Source organism: Salmonella sp. SAL4457, from assembly GCF_046548235.1.
GTDB classification, from domain to species: Bacteria; Pseudomonadota; Gammaproteobacteria; order Enterobacterales; family Enterobacteriaceae; genus Salmonella; species Salmonella enterica.
In genome coordinates this window covers 80,040-106,341 of sequence record NZ_JBGDZO010000003.1, presented here as the reverse complement: position 1 = coordinate 106,341, position 26,302 = coordinate 80,040, and the positions used below count along the sequence as shown (strand labels likewise).

General features: G+C 53.0%; 22 protein-coding genes, 7 tRNA genes and 1 pseudogene. 10 read left to right on the top strand and 20 right to left on the bottom strand.

What is annotated here, in order from left to right; genetic code table 11:
- The first annotated feature begins 58 nt into the window (after window positions 1–58).
- From ACLJNW_RS11640 to ACLJNW_RS11620, 5 genes are all read left to right on the top strand, one after another.
- Window positions 59–400, top strand: a complete 342-nt coding sequence (locus ACLJNW_RS11640; RefSeq protein ID WP_001574029.1) for a UxaA family hydrolase — start codon at window positions 59–61, stop codon at window positions 398–400.
- 16 nt (window positions 401–416) lie between these two features.
- Window positions 417–1,589, top strand: a complete 1,173-nt coding sequence (locus ACLJNW_RS11635; RefSeq protein WP_001675440.1) for a UxaA family hydrolase — start codon at window positions 417–419, stop codon at window positions 1,587–1,589.
- 49 nt (window positions 1,590–1,638) lie between these two features.
- Window positions 1,639–2,592, top strand: coding sequence for a 2-keto-3-deoxygluconate permease (locus ACLJNW_RS11630; RefSeq protein ID WP_000694477.1), 954 nt, complete (start codon window positions 1,639–1,641; stop codon window positions 2,590–2,592).
- Window positions 2,593–2,659: 67 nt separating this feature from the next.
- A complete protein-coding gene (locus tag ACLJNW_RS11625) occupies window positions 2,660–4,588 on the top strand; it encodes a sigma-54 interaction domain-containing protein (RefSeq protein ID WP_024154501.1) in 1,929 nt (642 codons plus the stop codon).
- A gap of 92 nt (window positions 4,589–4,680) precedes the next feature.
- On the top strand, window positions 4,681–5,154 hold the full coding sequence (locus ACLJNW_RS11620) for a zinc ribbon-containing protein (protein ID WP_001044884.1): 474 nt from the start codon (window positions 4,681–4,683) through the stop codon (window positions 5,152–5,154).
- A gap of 38 nt (window positions 5,155–5,192) precedes the next feature.
- Here the strand turns inward: ACLJNW_RS11620 and ACLJNW_RS11615 are convergent, their stop codons facing one another.
- Entirely contained in the window at window positions 5,193–6,188 is a 996-nt protein-coding gene (locus ACLJNW_RS11615; protein WP_001016627.1) for a tetratricopeptide repeat protein, read from the bottom strand.
- A gap of 124 nt (window positions 6,189–6,312) precedes the next feature.
- Here ACLJNW_RS11615 and ACLJNW_RS11610 point away from each other — a divergent pair, with 124 nt between their 5' ends.
- From ACLJNW_RS11610 to ACLJNW_RS11595, 4 genes are read left to right on the top strand one after another with little or no spacing between them, the layout of a single operon-like run.
- Window positions 6,313–7,020 carry a DUF1266 domain-containing protein gene (locus tag ACLJNW_RS11610; RefSeq protein ID WP_001534204.1) on the top strand — a complete coding sequence of 236 codons (708 nt, stop codon included), beginning with the start codon at window positions 6,313–6,315 and terminating at the stop codon, window positions 7,018–7,020.
- Entirely contained in the window at window positions 7,017–8,450 is a 1,434-nt protein-coding gene (locus ACLJNW_RS11605) for a J domain-containing protein (RefSeq protein WP_000845203.1), read from the top strand. Before ACLJNW_RS11610 ends, ACLJNW_RS11605 begins: the two co-directional genes overlap by 4 nt.
- Window positions 8,451–8,461: 11 nt before the next feature.
- Complete coding sequence (locus ACLJNW_RS11600) at window positions 8,462–9,157, top strand: DUF1266 domain-containing protein (protein WP_000356624.1); 696 nt, start codon at window positions 8,462–8,464, stop codon at window positions 9,155–9,157.
- Window positions 9,154–10,617: a J domain-containing protein gene (locus ACLJNW_RS11595; protein WP_024154500.1), complete on the top strand. Its 1,464-nt coding sequence runs from the start codon at window positions 9,154–9,156 to the stop codon at window positions 10,615–10,617. Before ACLJNW_RS11600 ends, ACLJNW_RS11595 begins: the two co-directional genes overlap by 4 nt.
- A 21-nt stretch (window positions 10,618–10,638) precedes the next feature.
- Here ACLJNW_RS11595 and hscC read toward each other — a convergent pair whose 3' ends face one another.
- From hscC to miaB, 12 genes and pseudogenes are all read right to left on the bottom strand, one after another.
- A complete protein-coding gene (gene hscC / locus ACLJNW_RS11590; protein ID WP_000368035.1) occupies window positions 10,639–12,318 on the bottom strand; it encodes a molecular chaperone HscC in 1,680 nt (559 codons plus the stop codon).
- Between the two features lie 75 nt (window positions 12,319–12,393).
- Window positions 12,394–13,631, bottom strand: a pseudogene (locus ACLJNW_RS11585) (hypothetical protein).
- A gap of 31 nt (window positions 13,632–13,662) precedes the next feature.
- Window positions 13,663–14,598, bottom strand: a complete 936-nt coding sequence (rihA, locus tag ACLJNW_RS11580; RefSeq protein WP_023182245.1) for a pyrimidine-specific ribonucleoside hydrolase RihA — start codon at window positions 14,596–14,598, stop codon at window positions 13,663–13,665.
- 116 nt (window positions 14,599–14,714) lie between these two features.
- Window positions 14,715–15,440 (bottom strand): glutamate/aspartate ABC transporter ATP-binding protein GltL, encoded by a 726-nt coding sequence (gltL, locus tag ACLJNW_RS11575; RefSeq protein WP_000631369.1) that lies wholly within the window; start codon window positions 15,438–15,440, stop codon window positions 14,715–14,717.
- Complete coding sequence (gene gltK, locus ACLJNW_RS11570) at window positions 15,440–16,114, bottom strand: glutamate/aspartate ABC transporter permease GltK (RefSeq protein ID WP_000272799.1); 675 nt, start codon at window positions 16,112–16,114, stop codon at window positions 15,440–15,442. The genes gltL and gltK overlap by 1 nt, the downstream gene beginning before the upstream one ends.
- Complete coding sequence (gltJ, locus tag ACLJNW_RS11565; protein WP_000020930.1) at window positions 16,114–16,854, bottom strand: glutamate/aspartate ABC transporter permease GltJ; 741 nt, start codon at window positions 16,852–16,854, stop codon at window positions 16,114–16,116. Before gltJ ends, gltK begins: the two co-directional genes overlap by 1 nt.
- A 159-nt stretch (window positions 16,855–17,013) precedes the next feature.
- Window positions 17,014–17,922, bottom strand: coding sequence for an amino acid ABC transporter substrate-binding protein (locus ACLJNW_RS11560; protein ID WP_001518176.1), 909 nt, complete (start codon window positions 17,920–17,922; stop codon window positions 17,014–17,016).
- 354 nt (window positions 17,923–18,276) lie between these two features.
- Window positions 18,277–19,815 (bottom strand): apolipoprotein N-acyltransferase, encoded by a 1,539-nt coding sequence (gene lnt, locus ACLJNW_RS11555; protein ID WP_001749116.1) that lies wholly within the window; start codon window positions 19,813–19,815, stop codon window positions 18,277–18,279.
- 19 nt (window positions 19,816–19,834) lie between these two features.
- A complete protein-coding gene (gene corC / locus ACLJNW_RS11550; RefSeq protein WP_001278612.1) occupies window positions 19,835–20,713 on the bottom strand; it encodes a CNNM family magnesium/cobalt transport protein CorC in 879 nt (292 codons plus the stop codon).
- A gap of 157 nt (window positions 20,714–20,870) precedes the next feature.
- Window positions 20,871–21,344 (bottom strand): rRNA maturation RNase YbeY, encoded by a 474-nt coding sequence (gene ybeY / locus ACLJNW_RS11545; protein ID WP_023204619.1) that lies wholly within the window; start codon window positions 21,342–21,344, stop codon window positions 20,871–20,873.
- On the bottom strand, window positions 21,341–22,387 hold the full coding sequence (locus tag ACLJNW_RS11540) for a PhoH family protein (protein ID WP_001018045.1): 1,047 nt from the start codon (window positions 22,385–22,387) through the stop codon (window positions 21,341–21,343). The genes ybeY and ACLJNW_RS11540 overlap by 4 nt, the downstream gene beginning before the upstream one ends.
- 204 nt (window positions 22,388–22,591) lie before the next feature.
- The gene (gene miaB, locus ACLJNW_RS11535; protein ID WP_001519200.1) at window positions 22,592–24,016 is read right to left on the bottom strand and encodes a tRNA (N6-isopentenyl adenosine(37)-C2)-methylthiotransferase MiaB; all 1,425 of its coding nucleotides are present in this window, start codon (window positions 24,014–24,016) and stop codon (window positions 22,592–22,594) included.
- Between the two features lie 143 nt (window positions 24,017–24,159).
- Here miaB and ubiF point away from each other — a divergent pair, with 143 nt between their 5' ends.
- A complete protein-coding gene (gene ubiF / locus ACLJNW_RS11530; protein ID WP_023204618.1) occupies window positions 24,160–25,335 on the top strand; it encodes a 3-demethoxyubiquinol 3-hydroxylase in 1,176 nt (391 codons plus the stop codon).
- 130 nt (window positions 25,336–25,465) lie between these two features.
- On the opposite strand, the gene ACLJNW_RS11525 is transcribed toward ubiF, so the two are convergent.
- The 7 genes from ACLJNW_RS11525 to ACLJNW_RS11495 all read right to left on the bottom strand — a co-directional run bounded on the left by ACLJNW_RS11525 (window position 25,466) and on the right by ACLJNW_RS11495 (window position 26,174).
- A tRNA-Gln gene (locus ACLJNW_RS11525) sits at window positions 25,466–25,540 on the bottom strand.
- A 43-nt stretch (window positions 25,541–25,583) separates the two neighbouring features.
- Window positions 25,584–25,658 (bottom strand) — tRNA-Gln (locus ACLJNW_RS11520).
- A gap of 46 nt (window positions 25,659–25,704) precedes the next feature.
- Window positions 25,705–25,781 (bottom strand) — tRNA-Met (locus ACLJNW_RS11515).
- Between the two features lie 15 nt (window positions 25,782–25,796).
- Window positions 25,797–25,871, bottom strand: a tRNA-Gln gene (locus ACLJNW_RS11510).
- 35 nt (window positions 25,872–25,906) lie between these two features.
- Window positions 25,907–25,981: transfer RNA gene (locus ACLJNW_RS11505), tRNA-Gln, on the bottom strand.
- A 23-nt stretch (window positions 25,982–26,004) separates the two neighbouring features.
- Window positions 26,005–26,089 (bottom strand) — tRNA-Leu (locus ACLJNW_RS11500).
- A gap of 8 nt (window positions 26,090–26,097) precedes the next feature.
- Window positions 26,098–26,174, bottom strand: a tRNA-Met gene (locus ACLJNW_RS11495).
- Between the last annotated feature and the right edge of the window lie 128 nt (window positions 26,175–26,302).

The following is a 26,302-nucleotide window of genomic DNA, read 5'->3' as shown; positions in this document are numbered from 1 at the left end:
CCTGTCACCGCCAGATCGGCCCATAAAAATAAAGTCATATAAAACATACAATTAAAAAATGGCACGCCTTTTGATTAGGGAAGACAGGACTAAAGCAAAGGAGTTAATCGTGAAAAAAAATGCAGTGGTGATTCACCCTCAGGATTGCGTCGCGACGGCTATTACGGCGCTCAAGGCCGGCGAAACCGCCACAATGTTCATTGGCGAACGCGAGATAAGCGTTGTGTTACATCAGGATGTGCCATTTGGTCACAAATTCGCCATCTGCGATGTGCCTTTTCATGGCGAAGTTTATAAATATGGCGAATCCATTGGCCGCGCCACTCAGGAAATAAAAAGTGGCGACTATGTGCACGTCCACAATGTGGAAAGTGAACGCGGACGTGGTGACTGGAAATAATATAAAACAAGGGAAAATGATTATGAGCAATGAGACTTTTTTGGGGTTCCGCCGCCCTGACGGCCGTTTTGGCATCCGTAATTATGTACTGATTTTACCTACCAGCGTTTGTGCGAATAAAGTCGCCCGGGATATTGCCCGGCAGGTAAAAGGCGCGACATGGGTGAATAACGATTTTGGCTGCTGCCAGGTAGCAGGCGATGCGCGTCTGACGGAAAAGACATTGATTAATGTGGCGAATAATCCCAACGTCGGCGCTATTGTGGTTGTGGGCTTAGGCTGTGAAGGCGCGGAGCCGCTGCGCATCGCAGAAGAGATTACCGCATTTGGCAAACCGACCTCCTGCATCACCATTCAGGAAGAGGGCGGCACGCTTAAATGTCAGGCCAGAGGGATTTCGCTGGCCCGCGACTATGCGCAACAACTCTCCATGCAAAAACCGCAGCAAGCACCGGTTAGCGAGCTGCTGCTGGCGATGGAGTGCGGCGGGTCAGATACGACATCGGGGCTGGCGTCTAACCCTTCCTGCGGGGTCGCCTCGGATAAGCTGATACGCTGCGGCGGAAGCTCAATTCTTTCTGAAACGACGGAATTTATTGGCGCCGAGCATGTGATGGCGAAACGCGCGGTGACGCCGGAGGTTGGTCAACAGCTTATTGATTTAGTGGTCGGCTGCGAGGCGCGAGCAAAAGCGCTGGGCGAGGATATTCGCGGGGGACAGCCGACGCCGGGCAATATTAAAGGCGGGTTGACTACCATTGAAGAAAAATCGTTAGGCTGTATGCATAAAGCAGGTCATGCGCCGTTACAGGGCGTCCTGGAATATGCCGATAGTCCAACGCATCCGGGCCTGTGGATTATGGATACCCCGGGGCAGGATATTGAATCTATTTCCGGCATGGTGGCGGGTGGAGCGCAGATCGTTATTTTTACTACGGGTCGCGGAACGCCTGCCGGTAACCCAATAGCGCCGGTAATAAAAATTACGGGTAATAAAGCAACGTGGGAAATGATGCAGGACAATATTGATATTGATGTGTCCGCCATTATGTCTGGCGAGGCTTCTATTACACAAATGGGCGAGGAAATTTATCAGGAAATTTTACGTGTCGCGAATGGGAAAACGACTAAATCAGAAGATTTAGGTCATAACGAATTCTCTATTTATAAGATCGCGCCGACGTTCTGATATCAAATCGGGCAGCACAAGCTGTCCGGTTATCTCCTGGGAATAAGCTATGAAAATTAAAAAAACACTGGAACGTTTTCCTGGTGGTATGATGGTTGTACCGCTAATCATCGGCGCATTGTTTAAAACCTTTGCCCCGGAGGCGCTGGAAATAGGCGGTTTTGTCACTTCTATTTCGCATGGCGCAATGGCGATTTTAGGCATGTTTTTAGTCTGTATGGGCGCGGATATCCAGTTTAAAGCCGCGCCGAAAGCACTGAAAAAAGGCGCTGCTATCACCTTTGCGAAATTTGCCAGCGGCGTGATTATTGGCATTCTGGTCGGAAAATTTTGCGGCCCGGATGGGTTATTAGGTCTGTCGGCTTTAGCGATTATTTCGGCGATGACCAACTCGAACAGTGGGTTATATGCCGCGTTGGTGGGGGAGTACGGCGATGAAACCGACGGCGGCGCGATTGCGGTAATATCGTTGAACGATGGTCCCTTTTTCACCATGCTGGCGTTAGGGTCGGCAGGCATGGTGTCGATACCCTTTATGAATCTGGTGGCGGTTATTATTCCCATTATCATTGGCATGATTTTGGGTAATCTGGATGAGGACATGCGCAAGTTTCTTAAACAGGGCAGCGTGGTAACGATTCCTTTTTTTGCCTTTGGGTTAGGATACGGTATTGATTTCGCACGACTTATCACGGCAGGTTCTTCAGGCATTTTACTGGGACTCATGACGGTGGCGATTGGCGGATTTTTTAATATTTTCGCCGATCGTCTGACGGGAGGCAGCGGCGTGGCAGGCGCGGCGGTCTCCACCACCTCTGGCAACGCCGTCGCGACGCCAGCGGCAATCGCGCTGCTCGATCCGCATTTTACCGACCTGGCGTCGACGGCGGCGGCGCAGGTGGCGGCCTCGACGATTATTACCGCTCTGTGCGCCCCCTTCCTGACCGTATGGATAAAAAAACGCTACGATCGTAAACTGAACCCAGCCGCCGCAGGCGGTTAGCGTTTCGGCGGAAAATAAATCACGACGGGCGGTCTCGCCCGTTCATAAACCAACAGGATGGTGAGTGATGAATAAGACGAAAGATATAGCCGCATCTCCTCTCTGTTTTGTCTCTCCTTACCCGCAACTGGCAAAGGCTGCCGAGGCGCTGGTCGCGCAGTTGGATTACGCCGTCACTATTCATCAAACGACGCTTAATCGTATCCTGGATGAGCTACCTTTATTAGAGTCCCGTGGGCACCAGGTACTGATTAGTCGTGGCGGCTGTGCGGAAATATTAAAAAAGCACAGTAAATTACCGGTAGTCGAAATTAAAATGTCCGGCTACGACATTCTTGATGCGCTTATCCCTTTTAAAGGACAAAAAGGCACTGTCGGTATTGTCGGCTTTTCCAGTGTGATCAAAGGATGCGCGCGCGTAGCGGAACAGTTAAATATTAACTATAAAATTTTTACCTTACAGGGAAATGATAAAGAAACGATTTCTTGCCTGAAGCGGCAATTAGCGTCCACGCCATTAGATTGCATTGTTGGCGATACCGTTTGTCAGGATTATTTTTCACCGCTGGGCTCGCAATTCCGTTTACTTGATTCCAGCCCCGCCTCAATAACCGAAGCTCTGGAAGAAGCCCGCTCATTATATCTGGCTTTTCGCAGCCAATTACTCGAGCGTCATCATCTGCAGCTGATTCTCGATCAGTTTGATAAAGCTGTTATCACGCTTGATGATACCGGCGCGTTACTGCATTACAATAAATATGCGAGCCAACTTTTTAAAATTAACGCCTCCGGTGAGATTTATGACGCATCTTTCCTGAAACAGGTATTGCACCAGGAGCGGCATACATTACGTGAGGGAAAAACCGTCAGCGCGAAAGTCGTCGATACGCCGCAAGGCGCGATGGTGGTTAATCTGTATCCGGTATTTGCGGCCAGACAGTTAAGCCGGGTAGTGTTGACGATGCAAACCGTCTCCAGTTTACAGGGGGCAGAACATCATGTTCGCCGCCAGGAACTGTCTCGCCGCGGCTTGAGCGCCCGCTATCATTTCGACGATCTGCTTACCGAAAACCCGGAAATGCTGCGTCGTCTGGCGATCATTAAAAATTATGCCGGTACGGACGCGACTATCTTAATTAATGGCGAAAGCGGGACGGGGAAAGAGGTGCTGGCGCAAAGTATTCATAATGCCAGCCAACGCGTCAACGGCCCGTTTGTCGCCATTAACTGCGGCGCGATGGCCCCTCAGATTCTGGAGAGCGAACTCTTTGGCTATGTCGCCGGCGCATTTACCGGCGCGTCGCCGAAAGGCAAAATAGGCCTGTTTGAATTAGCGCACCACGGTACCATTTTTCTGGATGAGATTAGCGAGCTGGATAAACCGCTACAGACGCGCTTATTACGGGTATTGCAGGAGCGGCAGATTATGCGGCTGGGCTCAGACCAGATGATACCTGTTGATATTCGCGTGATTGCGGCGACCAATCAGACGTTAACGAAGCTCATTGCGGACGGGACATTTCGCGAAGATCTTTACTATCGGCTTAACGTATTAAAAGTGACCACCATCCCGCTACGCAAACGTCCGGAGGATATCAAAGCCATCGGCCTGTCGCTGCTTACTAGTTTCAGCCAGCATTATAAACGCCCGGCACTAACGTTAACCCCGGCGCTGTGGCAAGAGCTTCAGCGCTTCGCCTGGCCCGGAAACGTCAGGCAGTTAAGCAATATTATCGAACGGCTGGTACTCTCTATTGATCACTCCCCGGCAACGCTGGATGAGGGGCGCCTCTTGCTGGACGATCTGGAAGAGGGGAGCCGACGCGAGCCAACTACCTGCCACGACTGCCAGATGCTGGCTGGCGATTATAAAACGATTCGCCTGCGTATTTTGAGACAATTATTAGAGGCGGAAAGGGATAATAAATCGTTAGTGGCGAAACGGTTAAATGTCGATCGTACCTCGCTGACGCGCTGGATACGTGAGTCGGCCTGACAAGAATTTACAGACTCTGTGGGCAGCCTTGCAAAGCGTAACGCAAATAACGTCTATTATTATAGGCAGTTAACGATCCAAGAGGTGAAGTGATGAACAAGGTTGCTCAATATTACCGTGAACTGGTGGCCTCATTAAGCGAGCGTTTACGCAATGGCGAGCGCGACATTGATGCGCTGGTGGAGCAGGCGCGCCAGCGCGTGATGCAAACAGGGGAGTTAACGCGAACCGAGGTGGACGAACTGACGCGCGCTGTCAGACGCGATCTGGAAGAGTTCGCCATGAGCTACGAAGAGAGCCAGGACGATAGCGTCTTCTTACGGGTGATTAAAGAGAGTCTCTGGCAGGAACTGGCGGACATTACCGACAAAACCCAGCTGGAATGGCGCGAGGTATTCCAGGATTTGAATCACCACGGCGTGTATCACAGTGGCGAAGTGGTGGGATTGGGGAATCTGGTGTGCGAGAAATGCCACTATCATCTGGCGGTTTACACGCCGGATGTGTTGCCGCTCTGCCCGAAGTGTGGCCACGATCAGTTCCAGCGCAGGCCGTTTGAGCCGTAAGGTTCATTATCGTGAGCGGACGGTTGCCGTCCGCCATGTTAAGCGTGCAGTTGGGCTTCCAGCTTACGGATCTCTTCGTCGACGTTCCATTTGCCCGTGGGCTGTGCTTTTTTGAACCAGTAGAGCGCTTGTTGTAGGTCTTGTGCGGTACCGTATCCATCTCTGTACATGCATCCGAGGTTGTACCAGCCCGATGAATTGTTACATTCTGCTGATTTGTGGAACCATTCCAGTGCTAGCGAATAATTTTGCTCGACGCCATGACCGCATTTGTACATCCAGCCGATACTGTTATAGGCATCATCGTCACCCTGGTCTGCCGCTTTTCGAAACCAGTATATTGCCTGCTGGTAATCTTGTTTGATACCTTTTCCGATGTAATAACAATAGCCCATCTGATATTGCGAGTAGCTGCTCTCTTGTAGCGCGCTCTTCTTGTACCAAAGGGCGGCAAGGGATAAATTTTTCCGACATCCTTTCCCATTGCCATACATATACGCCAGTCTTTCCTGGCTGGCGCAATGGCCTTGTAATGCTGCCTGTTTAAACCAGTAGAGTGCCTGTGTATCATTTTGCTCTACGCCAGTTCCTGAATGATACATTCTCCCGAGATTATATTGCGCAAGGTTGTGGCTCTGTTCTGCTCCTTTGCGATACCAGGCAACGGCCTGGGCATAATCTGGCGCCATCCCGGTTTCTCCTTCCTGAACCCAGCCTAATGTGTTGAAAGCGTGGCGGTGTCCTTGCTGTGCGGCTTTTTCTGACCAGAATAAAGCCAGCGTATTATCTTTCATGTCGGTAGGCGTGTCTTTGTATCGTAAGCCGAGCCAATATTGTGCCTCGCAGTGTCCTTGTTCAGCTGCCTGCTGCAACCAATAAAAAGAGAGCTTATCCTCTTCGCTGCCATCTATACGTTCGTCATTATATAAACGGCCTAATATATATTGAGCTTCACTATTTCCTGACTGCGCCAGTTCGGTTAATTGTGCTAAAGATACGTTGTCGCAGGGATGACTGGTTATGGAATGATTCATTTTTTAATTTATCCCGCCATTGTTTTTTAGATTAATAATATATTGCGATTTGGCTTTGTTGTACTCTATTTTAGTTTTCAATTGCGTTTTTATTTGTGGTGTGAATATATTTTGGCGATTTATTATGGATAAAGAATCACAATATTTACTCTTTGCACTTTCCTCGCCGATGGAAGTATTGAACGAGGACTGTTTACCTTCACATTCGTCACCGAAAATGTATTTAGGTGTAAAACGTTTCGATCTTGAATCGTCGTGGGGTATTGAAAATCGCGATGAACTGCTTCAGACCATTTCCCGCATGACGGATGACGGTCATGCCACGCAACTGGAATGGCTATATCGCCGCTGGTTTAGGTATGCGCCGCAGGAGTGGCAGGAGTATACCGACGCGCTGGACGAGGGAGATCGCATTTATGCCCGATTCGTCGCTGATACCGCCGTGTGTTGCGGCGAAGGTGGTATTCGCAGTTGGGATTATGTGCGGATGGGATTTCTCTGCCGCATGGGCGTGCTCAATGAATGGCTGACGGAAGAGGAGAGCCTGTGGCTGCAGTCGCGGATACAGCTTCGTGCGCTCAGCTATTATTCCGGCTGGTTGCAATATTTCAGCGCTTATTACACCGGGCGTTTGTACTGGCAGTTACGGAATGGCGATAACCTACCGTTGCTACGCGAGACATTCGCCCGTAAGGAGTTTGATGACGCGGGGCGACGTATGATGAATAAGCTGATCGCAGGGAAGGACAGTTTTTACGCCACGCTGCCGTGGCGCTACCTGCCCCATTACCCTGAATGCCCGGACACGCTTCAGGAGGTGAGCGATCTATGAAAACCTGTTGGCAAGTCCTTGGCATTGAGGCCACCACGGATACCGACGCCATTCGTCAGGCTTATCTGGCGCTGCTGCCGTCATTTCATCCGGAAACCGATCCGCAGGGTTTTAAGCAATTGCGAGAAGCCTATGAGAATGCATTGCAGGGGACAACATCGCCCGCCATTACGGTGGTTGATGAGGATCCCGATACCCCGTGGGTGAATTATCTCAGGGAGATATTCGGTGATTTGCTGGCGGATGGCGAACGGCGCTTTCAGCCGCAGGCATGGCAGGAGTTTATCCAACAGATCAATAAATTATCGATTTCACAGGTCGAAAAATCGCGCTGGTGGCTGTGCGCTATCGCGATGAAGACCTTTCCTATTTCGTACTCGTGTCTGAAACTGCTGTCAGATCGCCTGGCCTGGGAACAGGGGAGTGATAATCGAGATGTCGATGCCGAGGAGGTGGAGGATCTTTTGTTTGAAATCCGCCGTGGCGACCTGTTTGATTATTCGCTATTGCTGCATTTGCCAGTGGCGGTACAAAACCAGACCATTGCTTTTTATGATGCCCTGGACAACACCTTTTTCGAGCATCCTCTCTATTTCGCCCAACTTATGGCCCAGCACGGCCCGTGGATTATCCCGGACAATCTACGCTTTCAACGACGTCTGTTACGCTGGTTCAGCACCTTGCACTGGGGTATTGCGGAGCTGCTGCCTGTCGCCCTGGCATGGCAGGAAGCCGAACCCGATAACGCAACGCCGGGTTATTACTACTTAGCCCAGCGCGTATTTTGCGGTGAAGGCGATAGCCTGCTGCCAGAACTTTACGCGCAGTGGTGGGCGCATCCTTCTACCCAGCTTGACGATCTGTTGCTGCGCTGGTGCCGTCAGCATCGACCGGACTTTTTCCCGCTGCTGGTGATGGCGGTTGAGGGGCGTGAGCAGGTGGATATTAACGCTGAACAGCTGCTGTATATTCCCGGCTCAAGCGCTCGTTCCTGCTTGCTGTGGGCCGAGGCGCTGCACAGCGGCGCATTATCGCCGCTAAGCGAAAGTTTTATTGCGCGGCGTTTGAATTATGGCGCGCCAGCGGTGAGTGAGGCGCATAGCCAGCATCCATACTGGCTGTTGTATCAGGTGGCGGATAGCCTGGCGTGCGCCGAGGAGCCGTCAGCGGCATTGTTACAGAGTCTGGTAACGAAGCTTGATGCGCCGGATATCTGCCCGTTGGAAGCGCTGGTTATTCGCGGGTTGCTGGGGCGGGCTGCGGCTGTCGCCACACCGTGTGAAGCTGTAGTCGCAGATGAAGAACCGGTGACGACGGTGACTTCGCCGAGTACGGAGGAATCTGGCGGCGGCTTTGGCCTCTGGCAGGTGATTAAAATCATTTTATTTATTGGCGTTGTCGGCCATGTATTACGCCAGTTTATGCATTAGGGATATCGAATATGGACAAGGAAGAACAATATTTACTTTTTGCGCTCTCCACGCCGATGGAGGTGCTATATATCGGCAATGAGCCTTCGCATACCTCTCCAGCAATGTATACCGGAATTCCTGCTGTCGATCTCTCCGATTCATGGGGGATTGATAACCGTGAAGATCTTATTCAAACCATCTATCGGATGACGGACGATGGTCATGCGGCAGATTTGGCTCCCTTTTATATCCGCTGGTTTACGCTATCTCCTCGTCAATGGCGCGAATTTACCGCGCAGTTTGGCGAGCAGGGCCAGATTTATGCGCGATTTGTTGCCGAAACCGCACTATGCTGCGGGCGCGGAGGCATTAAAGCCTGGGACTATGTGCGTATGGGGTTTTTATGCCGGATGGGGGTGTTGAATCAATGGCTGACGGAAGAGGAAAGCCTGTGGCTGCAATCGCGTATCTATGCGCGGGCGTACTATTTTTACGACGGTTGGACGCAATATTTTGCCGCCTATTCGTTGGGTCGGCTGTACTGGCAGGCTAAAGGGGACACCATACAGGCATATTTCGCTCACCTAAAGTACGACGCTTCAGGCGCGCGGATGTTTAATGAACTGGCCTCTACGACAGAGAGTTATTATGCGCAGCTACCGTGGCGTCCGCTCAACGAACAACCGACATGCCCGGAAACGCTTAAAGGAGTGAGCGATTTATGAATATCTGTTGGGAAATCCTGGGCATTGAACCTACCACCGATCTGGAATGTATCCGTCAGGCTTATCTTGCCCTGTTGCCCTCATTCCACCCTGAGAGCGATCCGCAGGGTTTTAAGCGATTGCGCCAGGCCTATGAAGAAGCGCAGCACTGGGCCGCCTCGCCTGCGGAGGACGCAAAAACGGAAGAGGTGGGCGACGAACATGAAATACTGGTGGCGTTCAGGGAATTGCTGGCATCAGAGCGCGATCGCTTTCAGCCCTCGGCATGGCAGAAATTTATTCAGCAATTGAACCAGTGTTCAATGGATGAGATAGATAAGCTGCGCTGGCAGTTGTGCGACATCGCCATGAAAACGGAAACGATCTCGCTGTCTTGCCTGGCATTGTTGGCGCAGCGTCTGAACTGGCAGCCGCAGGAAGCAGACGATGATGCTGAGGGAGAAGAGCTGGAAGCATTTCTGGAGACCGTAAAGCGGGGCGATGCGTTTGATCTGCTAAGTCTGGCCAAATTGCCTCTTGTTGTTCAAGACCAAACTGACGCCTATTTTTTTAAGCTTGAGAGTATCTGGCGCTTTTATCCCGAACATTTTGCCGACGCTCTGCAGGTTCAGGGAGCCTGGATAATTCCCGATGATAAACAGCTGCATCGTAAACTATTACACTGGTTTAGCGCCGAGCAGTGGGGCATGGCGGAACTGGTCGATATTGCTCGTCGCTGGCAGGCCGCGGAGCCGGATAACGAAGATGCGCACTATTACCTGTGCAAACAGCGTTTGCTCTGCGGTGAAGGGGAAAGCCTGTTGGCCGATCTTTGCGATTTCTGGCAGCGTTATCCCTCCACGCAGGCGGACGACCTGTTGCTGGGCTGGTGCCGCCAGCATCGGCCTGATTTCTTCCCGCTGGCGGTGATGGCGGTCGAAGCGCGCTGTATGGTGGATGCCGAATATGTGCCCGGTGAAAGCGCGCGCACGCGTTTACTGTGGGCGGATATTTTGCACAGCGGTAGGTTATCACCGCTGGGGCGTTCATTTGTTGACTCCCTGTTTTATAAGCGAAAAGCGATGGCGTGGGCAAATTCGCGGCTGAGTACCCAGGGGGAACCCGAAACGCCGCTGTTGGAGCTGTACCGGACGGCGGAGCAGGTGGTGCTGGAAGCGTTTCCCAAAGAAAAGCCCTTTTTTCGCCTGCTGATCCGGCTGGAGGAGGGGCAAGCCTGTCCGCTGGAGGAGCTGATAACGCAGGCATTGTCATCTAAAATTGCCATGAAGCCAGGCGATATTCGCGACAAAAAGGAGCTGGCGGAAGAGCTCAGGCTGGCGGCTGAGAAAAAATTGTCTTCTGAAGCGAAAACCGAAGCACCCCGTCAGGCGGAATCTGGCGGGGTGATGAAAATCATGAAGATTGTCGGTTTGATCGCGTTGATTGTCTGCGCGTTAAATCGATTCTTCCATTTTTTCTGAACAGGGGCAGTGAAAGCGCCGTTACGGCGCTTTCGGCTCGTCAATACCCAGATATTCGCAGGCGCGACGGCGCACGTCATCGACGCGCTGCATATCATTAGACAGCAGGGCCGCGTCGAAATCGGTAATAATCTCCCCCAGCATTTCGCGCTCATCGCCTAACGCGCGTGACCACTGCTCCTCTAACTGTGCTTTAAACGTCCGGTTAATCAGCATATCGCGGGGATAAATTTTCAGCGCCTGCAGGCGCTCGCGGCTGGCGTCGATTTGCTGCGTCGTCAGTGAGGTGGCATTGTGACTGATGATTCTGGATTCACTCTTGCCGTCTTCCAGCAGCACGTCAACTTCCAGCAGACCATTAATATCGTAGCTAAAACGAATATCAATGGCCTGAATGTGCCCGTTCGGCTTCAGCATGACGTCAAAAGAATCGATCAGGATATTATTTTTCACCTTATGGCTTTCGCCCTGGTATACCCTGACGCAAATAGAGTCCTGCTCAGGGTGCATGGTGGAGTACGTTTCCACTTTTGACACCGGAACGGTGGTATTGCGTTCAATGATGGGCGAGAAGATACCAGGCACGCCCTGTCGGTTGACTTCCACGCCCAGCGAGTAGGGGCAGATATCTGTGAGGATCACCTCTTCAACGTCTTCATGGCGCAGGCGACAGGCGGCCTGAGTTGCGGCGCCAAGCGCCACGATGGTGCTGGGATCGTAACTTTGATAGGGCAATTTACCGAATAAGCGCACCGCGATGCGTTGCACCAGCGGCATCTGTGACGCGCCGCCGACCAGCACCAGGCTGTCAATTTGCTCCGGTTTGAGTCGGGAGTCGCGTAGCGCCTGCTCAATGGGCGTGCGCAGCCGGTTGAGCAACGGTAGCCACAGGGCTTCCAGCTCATCGTCATAAAACGTGCTTTCCAGAACGCTCTCCTGATAAAGCCAGCTCATGCGCAGCGGGGAGCTGCTGGCGCATTTTGCGGCTTCAACACAGGCATACAGCGCAGCCAGATCGCTATCCGTCAGCGCTGATTTATCGAGGTTCCAGCGTTTCAGCACTTCATCAAGCAACAAATGCGTGAAATCTTCGCCGCCGAGGTAGTTATCGCCAGCGGAGGCGTGAACTTCGATAATCGGCGTAGCGTATTCCAGAACGGTCACATCAAAGGTTCCGCCCCCCAGATCGAAAACCAGCGAACGGCTGTTTTGCTGCGTATGCAGGCCATAAGCCATTGCCGCCGCCGTGGGTTCATTGATCAAGCGCACGGCGTTTAACCCCGCAAGCTCAGCGGCAAGGCGTGTATGCTTCCGCTGCTCATCGCTGAAATAAGCCGGAACCGAGATCACGACGTCCTTGATTGGCTGCTGAAGGTAGTCTTCCGCATCTTCTTTCAGCGAGCGTAAAACCAGCGAAGATAATTCCGGCGCATTAAACGACTCTTCACCCAAATGCCAGTGAGTATTACTGCCCATTGCGCGTTTAAATAAGGCAGCGGTTTTATCTGGATGAGATGTTTTACGAGCTGCGGCAGGTTTTCCCACCAGGATTTGCTTATTTTCATCCATACTAATTATGGATGGTGTTAAATATTCACCAAATTTATTAGGTATTAATTGTGCGGCTCCGTCTTGCCAGACGGCGATTAAACTATTGGTGGTACCGAGATCGATACCAATCGCTAACGTTGCATTATCCATTGCGTTTAATTTATCGGGAAAGAGAGTTTATAGAATAAAGAACACCACCCTCTGGCGTGGTGATCTTTATCAATGTCACGCCTGGCGAAAGTATTCATCCATAATATTCGTTAACTCCGGGCGCTCGCCGTCATCATTGATGGCGAAATCGAGGAAAAAAGCATCGGCCTGTGGCGTGCGTTTCTGGGCCAGTAAACGAAACGCCAGCGGGTAGTGGCAAGCATAACCGGGTGCGCGAGTCAGAAAACGGACAAAATCAATCAACAAGGGAGAATGGGTATAAAACAGCGCGCGTAACAGTACGGCGGGAAATCCCTCTTCGGCGATCCCTTGCGCCATGATTTTGTTGAGGCCGGCTTCGCTCAAATCGCCTGCGGCAATAATATCTGCGCAGGCCGCAAGATCGGGATAATTCGCCGCGCAGTTAGCCAATGCGTTCGGCCAGTTGACGCGGGTATAACGTTCGTCATGGCGAGTAAAGTAATCCTCCCAAAGGGATGGCGGTAGTTTTTCGTACTGTATTTTCAGGGGATGCGGCGCTGAAACTGGGCTTCTTCCAGGCGCTCGCCGTCATAAAATCGCAGGTATTGCTGTCGCGTCTCGTAGCATGTCATCGCCACCGGCTGGCTGATGACCCAGGTCTTCACGGGCCGGCCTTCCAGCGCGGCGGCGGTGGCTTTATGGTGACCATCAAGCAGGACGCAAAGCCAGCTGTCATTCATATACCAGGCCAGCGCGTGGCTCTCTGGCTTATCGCGGTAATACCCGGCGCGTTGTGGGTTAAATCGCGATGGGGGCTGGCCTGGCAGTAAAAAACATGGTTCGCCGGACTGGTAGTGATAGTCCACGTCAGCAATCCACTGCCCTGTGGTCGCGGGATTCGGTTGTTTTTCGTTACCCACCGCCCAGAAAAAATGTCCGTTGCCATCTGTGGGATAAAGTTCGCGTTCCTCCAGTCGGTAATAGCCATCGGCAAAGAGTGAAAACAGCGGCGTCAGGGCGGTAAATGCTTCGTTCAACCCGACTCCTGGCTGATTCCACTCGGCAAGTGAGGATAAAAACTCCGCGGCGCCTTCATCATCATTGCTAAAACCAGCATAAACAAATTCTGCGCAGGTTGGGCACCAGGCTTCAGTGTAAAAACGAATCAGCGGCGAGCCATGCCAGGAGAGCGTATGAATACCGGCGTCAGAGTCGGGATCGTGGATAACGCAGGGACGAAGCAATGCTTTTCCGTTACGTACTGAAAACGTAATATGGGCTACGTCGTGCTGTAGCAGGCTGATTTCAGGTCTATTGTTACGCCAAAACATCGCTGTTCATCCCTGGATTCTACTTTGCGCTTTATGCGTAGTATTGCAGCCGTTCCGCCAGCAAATCGACAAATCCCTGGCGGTCTACATCGACCATCACCGTCGCATTCGGCTTATTCCCCGTCAGGAAATAATAATCCACCACCGTCATCCCCTGGGTGTATTTCCCCTGGGTTTCCACGCCAACCCAACGCTCAACGGTGGTGAAAATCTCGGGTTTCAGCAGCCAGGCGATAGTGCACGGGTCGTGCAGCGGCGCGCCGATAAATCCCCATTTTTCGTCTTTGTGATATTCAAAGAAGAAGTCGAGTAGTTCAGCCACGATCGTCGAAATTGGATTGCCGATGTCGCGGAAACGCTCGATATCGGCGGCGTGAATCTGCGCCTTATGGGTGACGTCCAGCCCGGCCATCACCACCGGAATGCCTGACTGGAAGACAATTTCTGCCGCTTCCGGGTCGACGTAAATATTAAATTCCGCAGCGGGCGTCCAGTTACCCAATCCCATTGCGCCGCCCATGATCACAATGCGGGCGATTTTCGTATGCAGTTCCGGATGGCTATTCAGCAGCAGCGCCACGTTGGTCTGTGGGCCAGTGGAGACGATGGTGACCGGCTGTGCGCTCTCGCGCAGTGTTTTTGCCATCAGCTCAACGGCAGTGCCGCTTTGCGGGGCGAATGACGGCTCGGGCAGCGCCGGGCCGTCAAGACCGCTTTCGCCGTGAACGTTATCAGCGATAATCAGTTCGCGCATGAGCGGTTTCACCGCGCCGCCCGCCACCGGAATATCCGGGCGTTTGAGCAGCGTCAGCATCCGCAGCACGTTGCGCAGGGTCTTCTCCGGCGTCTGGTTACCGGCGGAAGAGGTGATCGCTTTCACTTCCAGTTCAGGGGAGGCGAGGGCGAGAACGAGGGCGATCGCGTCATCATGACCCGGATCGCAATCAATAATAATGGGCAGTGCCATTGTGGCTCCTTGTAAGCGGTACTTTGTGACAAGGTTAACGCCCGGCTGGATACGTTTCGAGAAGCGAAGAAGTAAAGCGTGAGATAGCGCGCACTCTGACGTGCGCGCCGGGAAGATTAGTGCAGGATTTTCGCAAGGAAGTCTTTTGCGCGATCGGAACTGGGGTTAGCGAAGAACTCCTCTTTTGGCGAATCTTCGACGATTTTACCTTCATCCATAAAGATCACCCGGTTAGCCACTTTACGGGCAAAGCCCATTTCGTGCGTCACCACCATCATGGTCATCCCTTCGTTCGCCAGCTCGACCATCACGTCCAGTACCTCGTTGATCATTTCCGGATCGAGCGCGGAAGTCGGTTCATCGAATAACATGGCAATGGGGTCCATGCACAGCGCACGGGCGATGGCGACACGCTGCTGCTGACCGCCGGAAAGCTGCGCCGGGAACTTGTTGGCATGTGCAGACAGGCCAACGCGCTCCAGCAGCTTCAGGCCTTTATCGCGGGCGGCGGCCTTATCGCGTTTCAGTACTTTCACCTGCGCCAGCGTCAGGTTTTCGATGATCGACAGGTGGGGAAACAGCTCGAAGTGCTGGAATACCATGCCCACGCGGGAACGCAGTTTCGCCAGATCGGTTTTTTTGTCGTTCACAATAATGCCGTTAACGGTAATTTCGCCTTTTTGCACCGGCTCCAGGCCATTGACGGTCTTAATCAGCGTGGATTTACCGGAACCCGATGGCCCGCAGACTACCACCACCTCACCTTTTTTCACTTCTGTTGAACAATCGGTCAGCACCTGAAAGTGACCATACCATTTTGAAACATTTTTCAGGGTAATCATTAAACTGTCCTTTTCTTCAAATAGCTGACCAGCAACGACGCGCTCAGGCTGATAACAAAATAAACGGCGCCGGCGAACAGAATCATTTCGACCTGAGTACCGTCACGCTCGCCGATAGTCGACGCGGTGCGGAAGAAGTCCGCCAGGCTGAGTACATAAACTAAAGAGGTGTCCTGAAATAGCACGATGCCCTGCGTAAGCAACAGCGGCACCATCGCCCGAAACGCCTGCGGCAGAATAATGAGCTTCATCGACTGCCAGTGGGTCATCCCCAGCGCCAGCGCGGCGCTGGACTGCCCGCGGGAAATACTTTGAATACCGGCGCGAATAATCTCGGAATAGTAGGCCGCTTCAAACATGGAGAATGCCACCATCGCGGAGATCAGGCGGATATCGGTTTTCGGCGATAGTCCCAGCACGTTTTGCAGAAAGCCGGGTACAATCAGATAGAACCACAGCAAGACCATCACCAACGGGATGGAACGGAAAACGTTAACATACGCTTTAGCAAACCAGGCGATAGGGGCAAAGCTTGAGAGGCGCATGACGGCCAGAATGGTTCCCCAGACTATCCCCACGACAACGGCGGTGACGGTGATCTTCAGCGTGATGACCAACCCGGCCAGCAGGTAAGGCAGTGAGGGGATAATCGAACTCCAGTCAAATTCGTACATTATTTGCTCCCCACGTTGCCCGGCAGGCGGACTTTGCGTTCAACCAGGCTCATGACCAGCATGATAACGGCGTTAATCAGCACATAGGCCAGCGTAATGGCGGTGAAGGATTCCCAGGCGTGCGCCGAGTAATCCAACAGTTTGCCTGCCTGCGCCGCCATATCCACCAGGCCGATGGTTGAGGCAATAGCCGAGTTTTTCACCAGGTTCATCATCTCTGACGTCATTGGCGGCACGATAACGCGATAGGCATTCGGGAGCAGGACATAGCGATAAGCCTGCGGCAGCGTTAGCCCCATCGCCAACGCCGCGTTCTTCTGCCCGCGAGGCAGAGACTGAATCGCGGCGCGCACCTGTTCGCAAACGCGGGCGGCAGTAAACAGTCCCAGACAGATCATTGAGGAGAGGAAAAACTGAATATTGGGATCGAGTTCCGCCTTAAACCACATGCCAAGATCTTCCGGCAACAGTTCAGGCACCACCAGGTACCAGGTGAAGAATTGCACGATCAGCGGCACATTACGGAACAGTTCTACGTACAACGTGCCCAGCCCGGAGAGGAAACGGTTGGGAACGGTACGTAAAATGCCGAAAATAGATCCTACCAGGAAAGCGATAATCCAGGCGGTAATCGAAAGGGCGACGGTGACCTGAAAACCACTCCATAGCCAGCCGAGATAGGTGGTATTGCCGAAGGGGGCTTCCTGTAAAAAAATACCCCAGTTCCAGTCTATTGACATACATCTACTCCGAAAAAAAAGGGTAGCAGCGCTACCCTCGAAGATTGTTGCCCGGCGATTTGCGGCTTCAGGCCCGATGGGGAACGACCATCAGGCTTATAGTCTGTCCGTGCTGAGCGACAATCGAGAGGACAGGAGTCCCGTCCCATTTAGTTTTAGTTAGTTAAGCGCTTTATCATTCGGTGCTTTGAACAGGGCTTTCATCTCGTCAGACAACTCGAAATTCATGTTCAGGTTTTTCGGTGGGATCGGATTTTTAAACCACTTATCAAACCACTTTTCCGCTTCGCCGGAGGTTTGCGCCTGGGCGATGGTATCGTCCATCAGCTTTTTAAACTCAGGGTCGTTTTTACGCAGCATACAGCCGTAGGCTTCCTGGGACTGCGGTTTACCGACAATCTCCCAGTTATCCGGTTTCTTGGCTTTGGCGCGCTCGCCGGCCAGCAGCGCGTCATCCATCATAAAGGCGACGGCGCGACCGCTTTCCAGGGTGCGGAACGAGTCACCGTGGTCTTTCGCGCTAATAATACGCATCCCCATCTTTTGCTCTTCGTTAAGCTTATGCAGCAGAATTTCAGAGGTCGTCCCGGAGGTGACGACGACCGCTTTGCCTTTCAGATCCGGGAAATCTTTAATATCGCCGCCTTTTTTAGTCAGCAGTCGCGTCCCGACGACGAAAATCGTATCGGAGAAGGCGGCCTGTTTCTGGCGCTCAAGGTTGTTAGTCGTTGAACCACATTCAAAATCGAAGGTTCCGTTTTGCAACAGCGGAATACGGTTTTGCGAGGTGATCGGGATCAGCTTCACCTGCAGATCGGGCTTGTTAAGTTTCTTTTTTACCGCTTCCACAATGGCGTTGGAGTAGTCCTGGGAATAGCCGACCACTTTCTGCTGGTTGTCGTAATAAGAAAAGGGCACAGAAGATTCGCGATGCCCGACGACGATCACGCCATTTTTAGCGATCTTGTCCAGGGTGCTACCAGCGGCAGGCGCGCCATCTTCTGCGTGCGCAAGGCCCGCAGACAGTCCCATGACCAGCATTGCTGTGGTTAGCTTACGTAATTGCATATCCAACTCCTTTATCATCTGCGCCGTCGACGCATTGATAGCTATTGTGATGTTGTTATTGCCTGCAACTTGCGCGTGCAGTGTTATGTGTGTTTGTTAACATTTAGTGTGGCTTGTTGTAAATATTTTGCTGCGATATTGTTTATTTTTGCGAAGTGCGCCGCACCGTTCAGAGGCAAAAATCCTACATTGCACCGTTCAGGTGCTACCGATGATCGATTTTGGTGCGACCAGGTTGCACAAGCAGCCAGAACAGGTTTGCCATGTTTAACAAAGCAATAGACGTGCCAGAATGAGGGAAAAAGGAGGATTTTCAGGCCGGATAAATGAAGCGCTATCCGGCCTGGGGAGAGATTATTTCCGTCGTTGTCGCAGACTCATCACTACCGCGCCAAAAGCAAACAGCGCGGTCAGTACCCATAGCGGCCAGTTGCCGGTACGGGCATAGGGAGTTAACCCCGTGGTTGGCGTGACGTGGGTGGTCAGTACCTGGCGTGTGAACTGCGGGATCATCGCCTGGATTTCGCCCTGCGGGCCAATCACCGCCGTAATACCGTTATTAGTACTGCGCAGTAACGGACGCGCCAGCTCCAGCGAACGCATCCGCGCCATCTGGAAATGTTGCCACGGGCCAATGGACTTACCAAACCAGGCGTCGTTAGAAATCGTCAGCAGGTAGTCGGTGTCCGGGCGGAAGTTATCTCGCACCTGCTCGCCAAGAATAATTTCATAACAGATTGCCGCCGTCAGCTTATAGTCGTGCGCATGTAACTGCGGCTGGATATAAGGGCCGCGGCTAAAGGAGGACATGGGCAGATCGAAGAACGGCGCCAGCGGACGCAGGATAGACTCCAGCGGAACGAACTCGCCAAAGGGTACAAGGTGATTTTTATTGTAGCGATTGGGCGAGTCATAACTGTATGGATTATCCTTGCCCAACGTAATAATCGTATTGTAGGTGTCGTATCGATTCTGTTTATTGAGACGCGCATCGACAATACCGGTGATCAGCGTGCTATTTTTTTCGCGTAACATCTCGTCCAGCGAACGAAGGAAAGGCTGCTGATTGATTTCGAGATCCGGAATCGCCGACTCAGGCCAGATAATAATCTGTGATTTGCCTAACTCTGGGCGAGTTTCGTTGAGATAAATTTTTAGCGTATTCAGTAGCTGGTTTTCGTCCCACTTCAGCGACTGCGGGATATCGCCCTGCACCAGCGATACCTGGGTCGCTTTGGCCGGTTCCAGCGTAAACCACTGGATATAACGTAGCGGAAAGGGCAAAGCAAACAGAATCACGGCGACAGCCAGCGGACGCCAGTTCCGCGTCGCCAGTGCCAGCGCTAACAGGCCGCTGACCATCATCAGCAGGAAGTTGATCGCTTCGACGCCCATTACCGGCGCCAGGCCTTTTAGCGGGCCATCGACCTGACTATAGCCAAATTGCAGCCAGGGGAAGCCGGTCAGCACCCAGCCGCGTAAAAATTCGGTGATTTGCCATATTGCAGGCGCGGCGATAGCGACGCGCAGCCAGTTGGTTTTTGGCCACAGGCGCGACAAAATCCCGGCAAACAGTCCGGTATACAGCGAGAGATAAGCTGCAAGCAGCACCACCAGAAAAACGTTAACCGGGCCCGGCATGCCGCCAAACTGCGCGATACTGACATAAACCCAGTTAATCCCGCTACCGAAAAGTCCGAGTCCCCAGCAATAGCCGATGGCGGCAGACTGGAGCGGGCGGCGATTAAACGTTAAGGCCTGCAGCCCGATAAGCGACACTATCGCTGCGGGCCAGACGTCATACGGAGAGAAAGCCAGCGTTCCGCAGGCGCCGAATAATAACGCCAGCAGCAGGCGAATACGCTGGCGTTCAATTAACGAGGCAAATGCCATTTTTAGTCCACTATTGCTGTTATTCGTCCAGTTTTGGCTGGGGCGAGTCATCCGGGATCCTGACATGCACCTGAATAATACGACGACTATCGGCCATCGCCACTTTGAACTGGTAACCATCAATGTCAATGGTTTCGCCGCGGGCCGGTAAATGGCCGAACGCCTGCATCACCAGTCCGCCGATGGTATCGACTTCTTCATCGCTGAAGTGGGTGCCGAAAGCGTCGTTGAAGTCTTCAATCGACGCCAGCGCGCGAATCGTCCAGGTATGGCGGCTAAGCTGACGGAAGTCGATATCGTCTTCTTCGTCATACTCATCTTCAATTTCACCGACAATCAGTTCGAGGATGTCTTCGATAGTCACAAGGCCGGAAACGCCGCCAAACTCATCGATAACGATGGCCATATGGTAGCGCTGGGAGCGGAATTCCTTGAGCATACGGTCAACCCGTTTGCTTTCCGGTACGACAACCGCGGGGCGTAACACTTTGTCCATGCTGAAGGCTTCGGCATCGCTGCGCATAAACGGCAGCAAATCTTTGGCCATCAGAATCCCTTCAATGTGATCTTTATCTTCGCTGATCACCGGAAAACGCGAGTGGGCGGACTCGATGATAACATCGAGACATTCGTCCAGCGTCTGGTTGCGTTTCAGGGTAATCATCTGGGAGCGTGGGATCATAATATCGCGAACGCGCTGGTCGGCGATGTCCATTACGCCTTCGAGCATATCGCGCGTATCTTCATCGATAAGCTCGTTCTGCCCGGAATCACGGATCAGCGCCAGCAACTCATCACGGTTTTTAGGTTCACCGTGGAAAAGCTGGCTGAGTAGCAGGGAAAAAAATCCCTTTTTACTGTTTACTGTGTCACTACTGTGTGAATTGTCGTCGCTCATGGCGTCGTATGGGTTCTCATGTTAGTTAATACAAAGCTCGTCATGCGTATACTCAGCTGTGACGGCATGTTTTGCCTGATGGCGCTACGCTTATCAGGGCTACAAAAGGCATGAATGTAGGCCGGATAAGGCGCAAGCGCCGCCATCCGGCAAGCTACTATTCTGCAATCTTCTCGGCAATGTACGGATCCTCATAGCCCATAGCAAGCATAATCTCCGTTTCGAGAGACTCCATCTCTTCCGCTTCGTCATCGTCGATATGATCGTAACCCAGCAAATGCAGGCTACCGTGCACGACCATGTGCGCCCAGTGCGCCTCCAGCGGCTTGCTCTGTTCCTGCGCTTCCTGCTCCACGACCTGACGGCAAATAATCAGATCGCCCAGTAGCGGTATTTCAATGCCGGGGGGCGCTTCAAACGGGAAGGAGAGAACATTAGTGGGTTTATCTTTCCCGCGGTACGTCAAATTAAGGTCGTGGCTTTCGGCCTCATCCACCAGACGGATTGTGACTTCCGCCTCTTCCTGAAACTGCGGAATAACGCCGTCCAGCCAGCGTTGAAACTGAGCTTCATCCGGCAGGCCCGCGTGGTTTTCACAGGCCAACTGTAAATCGAGGATCACCTGGCTCATTTCTGTTCCTGCTCCTGGGCTTCACGCTTACGCTCCGCCGCCAACGCCGCTTTGCGTTTTTGTTCGGCCTCTTCCCAGGCTTCATAGGCGTTAACAATGCGGGCAACGACCGGATGGCGCACCACGTCTTCGCTGTGGAAGAAGTTGAAACTGATTTCATCGACTTCCGCCAGCACTTCAATGGCATGACGCAAGCCGGATTTGGTGTTGCGTGGCAGGTCAATCTGCGTCACGTCGCCGGTGATCACCGCTTTCGAGTTAAAGCCGATACGCGTCAGGAACATCTTCATCTGTTCGATAGTGGTGTTCTGGCTTTCATCCAGAATGATAAAGGCGTCGTTTAACGTGCGTCCGCGCATATAGGCCAGCGGTGCGACTTCAATCACATTGCGTTCAATCAGCTTCTCGACTTTTTCAAAGCCGAGCATTTCGAACAGCGCGTCATACAGCGGACGCAGGTACGGGTCCACCTTCTGACTTAAATCGCCTGGCAGAAAGCCGAGTTTTTCGCCCGCTTCCACCGCCGGACGGGTCAGTAGAATACGGCGAATCTCCTGGCGCTCCAGGGCGTCTACCGCAGCGGCGACCGCAAGATAAGTTTTACCGGTACCCGCTGGGCCGACGCCAAAGGTAATATCATGATCGAGAATATTGGCGATGTACTGCGCCTGGTTCGGGGTACGCGGTTTAATCACGCCGCGCTTGGTTTTGATATTGATCGCTTTGCCATAGTCAGGCACGCTTTCCGCGCTCTGTTCCAGCACCCGCGCTTCTTTGATCGCCAGATGAATTTGTTCCGGTTCGATATCCTGAGTCTGGCCGCGCATCGGTGCGGTATCGACATACAGACTTCGCAAAATATCTGTCGCCGCGGTCACGCAAATCGGACGACCGGTCAGTTTAAAGTGATTGTCACGGCGGTTGATTTCAATACCGAGACGACGTTCGAGCTGTTTAATATTGTCATCAAACGGCCCGCAAAGGCTCAACAGACGGGCGTTGTCTGCGGGCTCAAGGGTAATTTCGCGAGTGTCTATATTCAAACTGTTCCTCTTGTGTCTGTATCGCCGGACGCTGAACATTTACCGGCATCTAAGGAAATTATTCACGCCATAGGGAAAAGGCGCAAGCATTGCAATGAAGATGGGGATGAAGAGAGAAAATTGCAAGGCCCGTCGGGCGACAGGCCATGACCAGGAAGCCCGACAGGCGTAGCGCCATCGGGCATTATTGCCTTTTCAGCAGGGTTAAGGCTGGTAGAATCCTACGCCTAGCTCATTTTCTTTACGGGTACGGGCAATGACGGACTCCGGCGTTTCGGCGACGCGCAGCCCCATTTCATCTTCGGTACGCACCACTTTTCCGCGCAGGGAGTTCGGATAGACGTCAGTAATTTCCACATCGACAAACTTACCAATCATCTCCGGCGTGCCTTCAAAGTTCACCACCCGATTGTTTTCGGTACGGCCAGACAGTTCCATAATGTTTTTACGTGACGTGCCTTCCACCAGAATGCGCTGTGTCGTGCCGAGCATACGGCGGCTCCATGCCATCGCCTGCTGATTGATACGCTCTTGCAGAATATACAGACGCTGCTTCTTCTCTTCTTCCGGTACGTCATCAACCATATCGGCAGCCGGCGTTCCCGGACGCGCAGAGAAGATAAAGCTGTAGCTCATATCAAAGTTGACGTCAGCGATAAGCTTCATGGTTTTTTCGAAATCATCGGTAGTTTCGCCAGGGAAACCGACGATAAAGTCAGAGCTTATCTGAATGTCCGGCCGCGCCGCGCGCAGTTTACGGATGATTGCTTTATATTCCAGCGCAGTGTGGGTGCGCCCCATCAGATTCAACACGCGATCGGAACCGCTCTGTACCGGCAGATGCAGGAAACTGACCAGCTCCGGCGTATCGCGGTACACCTCGATAATATCGTCGGTGAACTCAATCGGATGGCTGGTGGTAAAGCGAATACGGTCAATGCCGTCGATGGCGGCAACCAGACGCAGCAGATCGGCAAAGGTACCGGTGGTGCCGTCGTAGTTTTCTCCGCGCCAGGCGTTAACGTTCTGGCCCAGCAGGTTGACCTCACGCACGCCCTGCGCCGCTAACTGGGCGATTTCGAACAGGATATCGTCTGAGGGACGGCTGACTTCTTCACCGCGGGTATACGGTACCACGCAGTAAGTACAATATTTATTGCAGCCTTCCATGATAGAAACGAAAGCGGTCGGGCCTTCGGCGCGCGGTTCCGGCAAACGGTCGAACTTCTCGATTTCCGGGAAGCTGATATCGACCACCGGGCTGCGGTCGCCACGCACGGAGTTAATCATCTCCGGTAGGCGGTGTAAGGTTTGCGGGCCAAAAATAATGTCGACGTAATGGGCGCGTTGACGAATGTGCTCGCCTTCCTGGGAAGCCACGCAGCCGCCGACGCCGATAATCAGATCGGGATTTTTCTCTTTTAACAGTCTCCAGCGACCTAATTGATGGAAGACTTTTTCCTGAGCCTTCTCGCGGATTGAGCAGGTATTCAACAGCAGCACATCCGCCTCTTCCGCCACGTCGGTCAGTTGATAGCCGTGGGTGGCGTCCAGCAGATCGGCCATCTTCGATGAATCGTACTCGTTCATCTGACAGCCCCAGGTTTTAATATGGAGTTTTTTAGTCATCGACTTGCTCTTGCGAAATAGTGGCTGAAAACCAGGGCGCATAGTGTAATGCTTTGGCGCGGTTGTGACCAGTATGACTGACGTCAGCCCTAATGGGTAAAAAATCCTGTAAACTTGTCTAAAACGTAACAGGATGAATGACCATGACAAATCAACCAACGGAAATTGCCATTGTCGGCGGGGGAATGGTCGGCGGCGCGCTGGCGCTGGGTCTGGCGCAGCAAGGGTTTACGGTGATGGTAATAGAACATGCCGCGCCTGCGCCGTTTGTGGCGGACAGCCAGCCTGACGTGCGGATTTCGGCCATTAGCGCGGCATCCGTGGCGCTGCTCAAGGGACTGGGCGTTTGGGAGGCGGTGCAGGGGATGCGTAGCCATCCTTATCGGCGACTGGAGACCTGGGAGTGGGAAAACGCCCATGTGGTGTTCGACGCCGCTGAACTCAAGCTGCCGCTGTTAGGCTATATGGTAGAGAACAACGTCCTGCAACAGGCGCTATGGCAGGCGCTGGAAGCGCACCCCGGCGTGACGCTGCGCGTTCCGGCTTCACTGGCGGCATTGCAACGCCGCCACGATGGTTATGCGCTGGAACTGGCCGACGGCGAATGTATCACGCCGAAGTTAGTGATTGGCGCCGACGGCGCGAATTCGCAGGTTCGGCAAATGGCGGGAATTGGCATTCATGCCTGGCAATATGCGCAGTCGTGTATGCTTATCACCGTCAAGTGTGAAAATGCGCCAGGCGACAGCACCTGGCAGCAGTTTACGCCAACGGGGCCGCGCGCTTTTTTGCCGCTGTTCGACGATTGGGCGTCGCTGGTGTGGTATGACGCTCCGGCACGTATTCGCCAGCTGCAGGGTTTATCGATGACGCAATTGCAGGTGGAAATTAACCAGCACTTTCCGGCGCGTCTGGGGGCGGTGATGCCTGTCGCGGCGGGCGCGTTTCCGCTAACCCGTCGTCACGCGTTGCAGTATGTACAACCGGGGCTGGCGCTGGTAGGCGACGCGGCGCATACCATTCATCCGCTGGCCGGGCAGGGCGTCAACCTGGGGTATCGGGATGTTGATGCGTTGATTGATGTGCTGGCGAGTGCCCGTAGCTATGGCGAGTCCTGGGCCAGCCATTCGGTGTTGAAACGCTATCAGACGCGGCGCATGGCAGATAATTTTATGATGCAAAGTGGAATGGATCTGTTCTATGCCGGGTTCAGCAATGAACTGCCGCCGCTGCGTATTTTACGCAATATGGGGCTGATGGCGGCGCAGCGCGCAGGCGTGCTAAAACGTCAGGCGCTGAAGTATGCGTTGGGGTTGTAGTTTGTGTTATGCCGGGTGGCGGATACCTTACCCGGCCTGTATTCGCCCGTAGGCCTGATAAGCGTAGCGCCATCAGGCAGTCCGAATTGCCAGAAAAGCAAAAAGCTCGCCGAAGCGAGCTTTTTAAAGGTGGCTGGGGTACGAGGATTCGAACCTCGGAATGCCGGAATCAGAATCCGGTGCCTTACCGCTTGGCGATACCCCAATTGTCGTACTTCTTGCGCTCGTCAGCAGAGCGTCTTTAAAACTGGCTGGGGTACGAGGATTCGAACCTCGGAATGCCGGAATCAGAATCCGGTGCCTTACCGCTTGGCGATACCCCAACAAATTATTTTCGAACCGGTCGAATACCTCGACGCGTTCTGAATATGGTGGCTACGACGGGATTCGAACCTGTGACCCCATCATTATGAGTGATGTGCTCTAACCAACTGAGCTACGTAGCCAGATGATTTCTTCGATGGCTGGGGTACCTGGATTCGAACCAGGGAATGCCGGTATCAAAAACCGGTGCCTTACCGCTTGGCGATACCCCAATACCGTCGCGGTGAACCGCAAACTCGAAGAAATATGGCTGGGGTACCTGGATTCGAACCAGGGAATGCCGGTATCAAAAACCGGTGCCTTACCGCTTGGCGATACCCCATCCGTACAACGCTTATCGGTGAATGGTGCGGGAGGCGAGACTTGAACTCGCACACCTTGCGGCGCCAGAACCTAAATCTGGTGCGTCTACCAATTTCGCCACTCCCGCAAAAAAGATGGTGGCTACGACGGGATTCGAACCTGTGACCCCATCATTATGAGTGATGTGCTCTAACCAACTGAGCTACGTAGCCATCTTTTTTCGCGTTACCTTATCGGCGTTGCGGGGCGCATTATGCGTATTGAGCCTTGAAGCGTCAACCTCTTTTTCATCGAAAAACGTCGGAAAGTGTCTGTTTGGTTAGGTTGCGAACAGCGTGGC

Excerpts from the sequence above, each read along its gene's own strand:
- ACLJNW_RS11615 (WP_001016627.1), bottom strand. The coding sequence starts at position 6,188 with ATGAATCATTCCATAACCAGTCATCCCTGCGACAACGTATCTTTAGCA.
- hscC (WP_000368035.1), bottom strand. The coding sequence starts at position 12,318 with ATGGATAATGCAACGTTAGCGATTGGTATCGATCTCGGTACCACCAAT.
- ACLJNW_RS11625 (WP_024154501.1), top strand. The coding sequence starts at position 2,660 with ATGAATAAGACGAAAGATATAGCCGCATCTCCTCTCTGTTTTGTCTCT.
- ACLJNW_RS11560 (WP_001518176.1), bottom strand. The coding sequence starts at position 17,922 with ATGCAATTACGTAAGCTAACCACAGCAATGCTGGTCATGGGACTGTCT.
- ACLJNW_RS11635 (WP_001675440.1), top strand. The coding sequence starts at position 417 with ATGATTATGAGCAATGAGACTTTTTTGGGGTTCCGCCGCCCTGACGGC.
- ACLJNW_RS11640 (WP_001574029.1), top strand. The coding sequence starts at position 59 with ATGGCACGCCTTTTGATTAGGGAAGACAGGACTAAAGCAAAGGAGTTA.
- ubiF (WP_023204618.1), top strand. The coding sequence starts at position 24,160 with ATGACAAATCAACCAACGGAAATTGCCATTGTCGGCGGGGGAATGGTC.
- miaB (WP_001519200.1), bottom strand. The coding sequence starts at position 24,016 with ATGACTAAAAAACTCCATATTAAAACCTGGGGCTGTCAGATGAACGAG.
- rihA (WP_023182245.1), bottom strand. The coding sequence starts at position 14,598 with ATGGCACTGCCCATTATTATTGATTGCGATCCGGGTCATGATGACGCG.
- ACLJNW_RS11630 (WP_000694477.1), top strand. The coding sequence starts at position 1,639 with ATGAAAATTAAAAAAACACTGGAACGTTTTCCTGGTGGTATGATGGTT.
- ACLJNW_RS11595 (WP_024154500.1), top strand. The coding sequence starts at position 9,154 with ATGAATATCTGTTGGGAAATCCTGGGCATTGAACCTACCACCGATCTG.
- ybeY (WP_023204619.1), bottom strand. The coding sequence starts at position 21,344 with ATGAGCCAGGTGATCCTCGATTTACAGTTGGCCTGTGAAAACCACGCG.
- gltL (WP_000631369.1), bottom strand. The coding sequence starts at position 15,440 with ATGATTACCCTGAAAAATGTTTCAAAATGGTATGGTCACTTTCAGGTG.
- ACLJNW_RS11620 (WP_001044884.1), top strand. The coding sequence starts at position 4,681 with ATGAACAAGGTTGCTCAATATTACCGTGAACTGGTGGCCTCATTAAGC.
- lnt (WP_001749116.1), bottom strand. The coding sequence starts at position 19,815 with ATGGCATTTGCCTCGTTAATTGAACGCCAGCGTATTCGCCTGCTGCTG.
- corC (WP_001278612.1), bottom strand. The coding sequence starts at position 20,713 with ATGAGCGACGACAATTCACACAGTAGTGACACAGTAAACAGTAAAAAG.
- gltK (WP_000272799.1), bottom strand. The coding sequence starts at position 16,114 with ATGTACGAATTTGACTGGAGTTCGATTATCCCCTCACTGCCTTACCTG.
- gltJ (WP_000020930.1), bottom strand. The coding sequence starts at position 16,854 with ATGTCAATAGACTGGAACTGGGGTATTTTTTTACAGGAAGCCCCCTTC.
- ACLJNW_RS11600 (WP_000356624.1), top strand. The coding sequence starts at position 8,462 with ATGGACAAGGAAGAACAATATTTACTTTTTGCGCTCTCCACGCCGATG.
- ACLJNW_RS11610 (WP_001534204.1), top strand. The coding sequence starts at position 6,313 with ATGGATAAAGAATCACAATATTTACTCTTTGCACTTTCCTCGCCGATG.
- ACLJNW_RS11605 (WP_000845203.1), top strand. The coding sequence starts at position 7,017 with ATGAAAACCTGTTGGCAAGTCCTTGGCATTGAGGCCACCACGGATACC.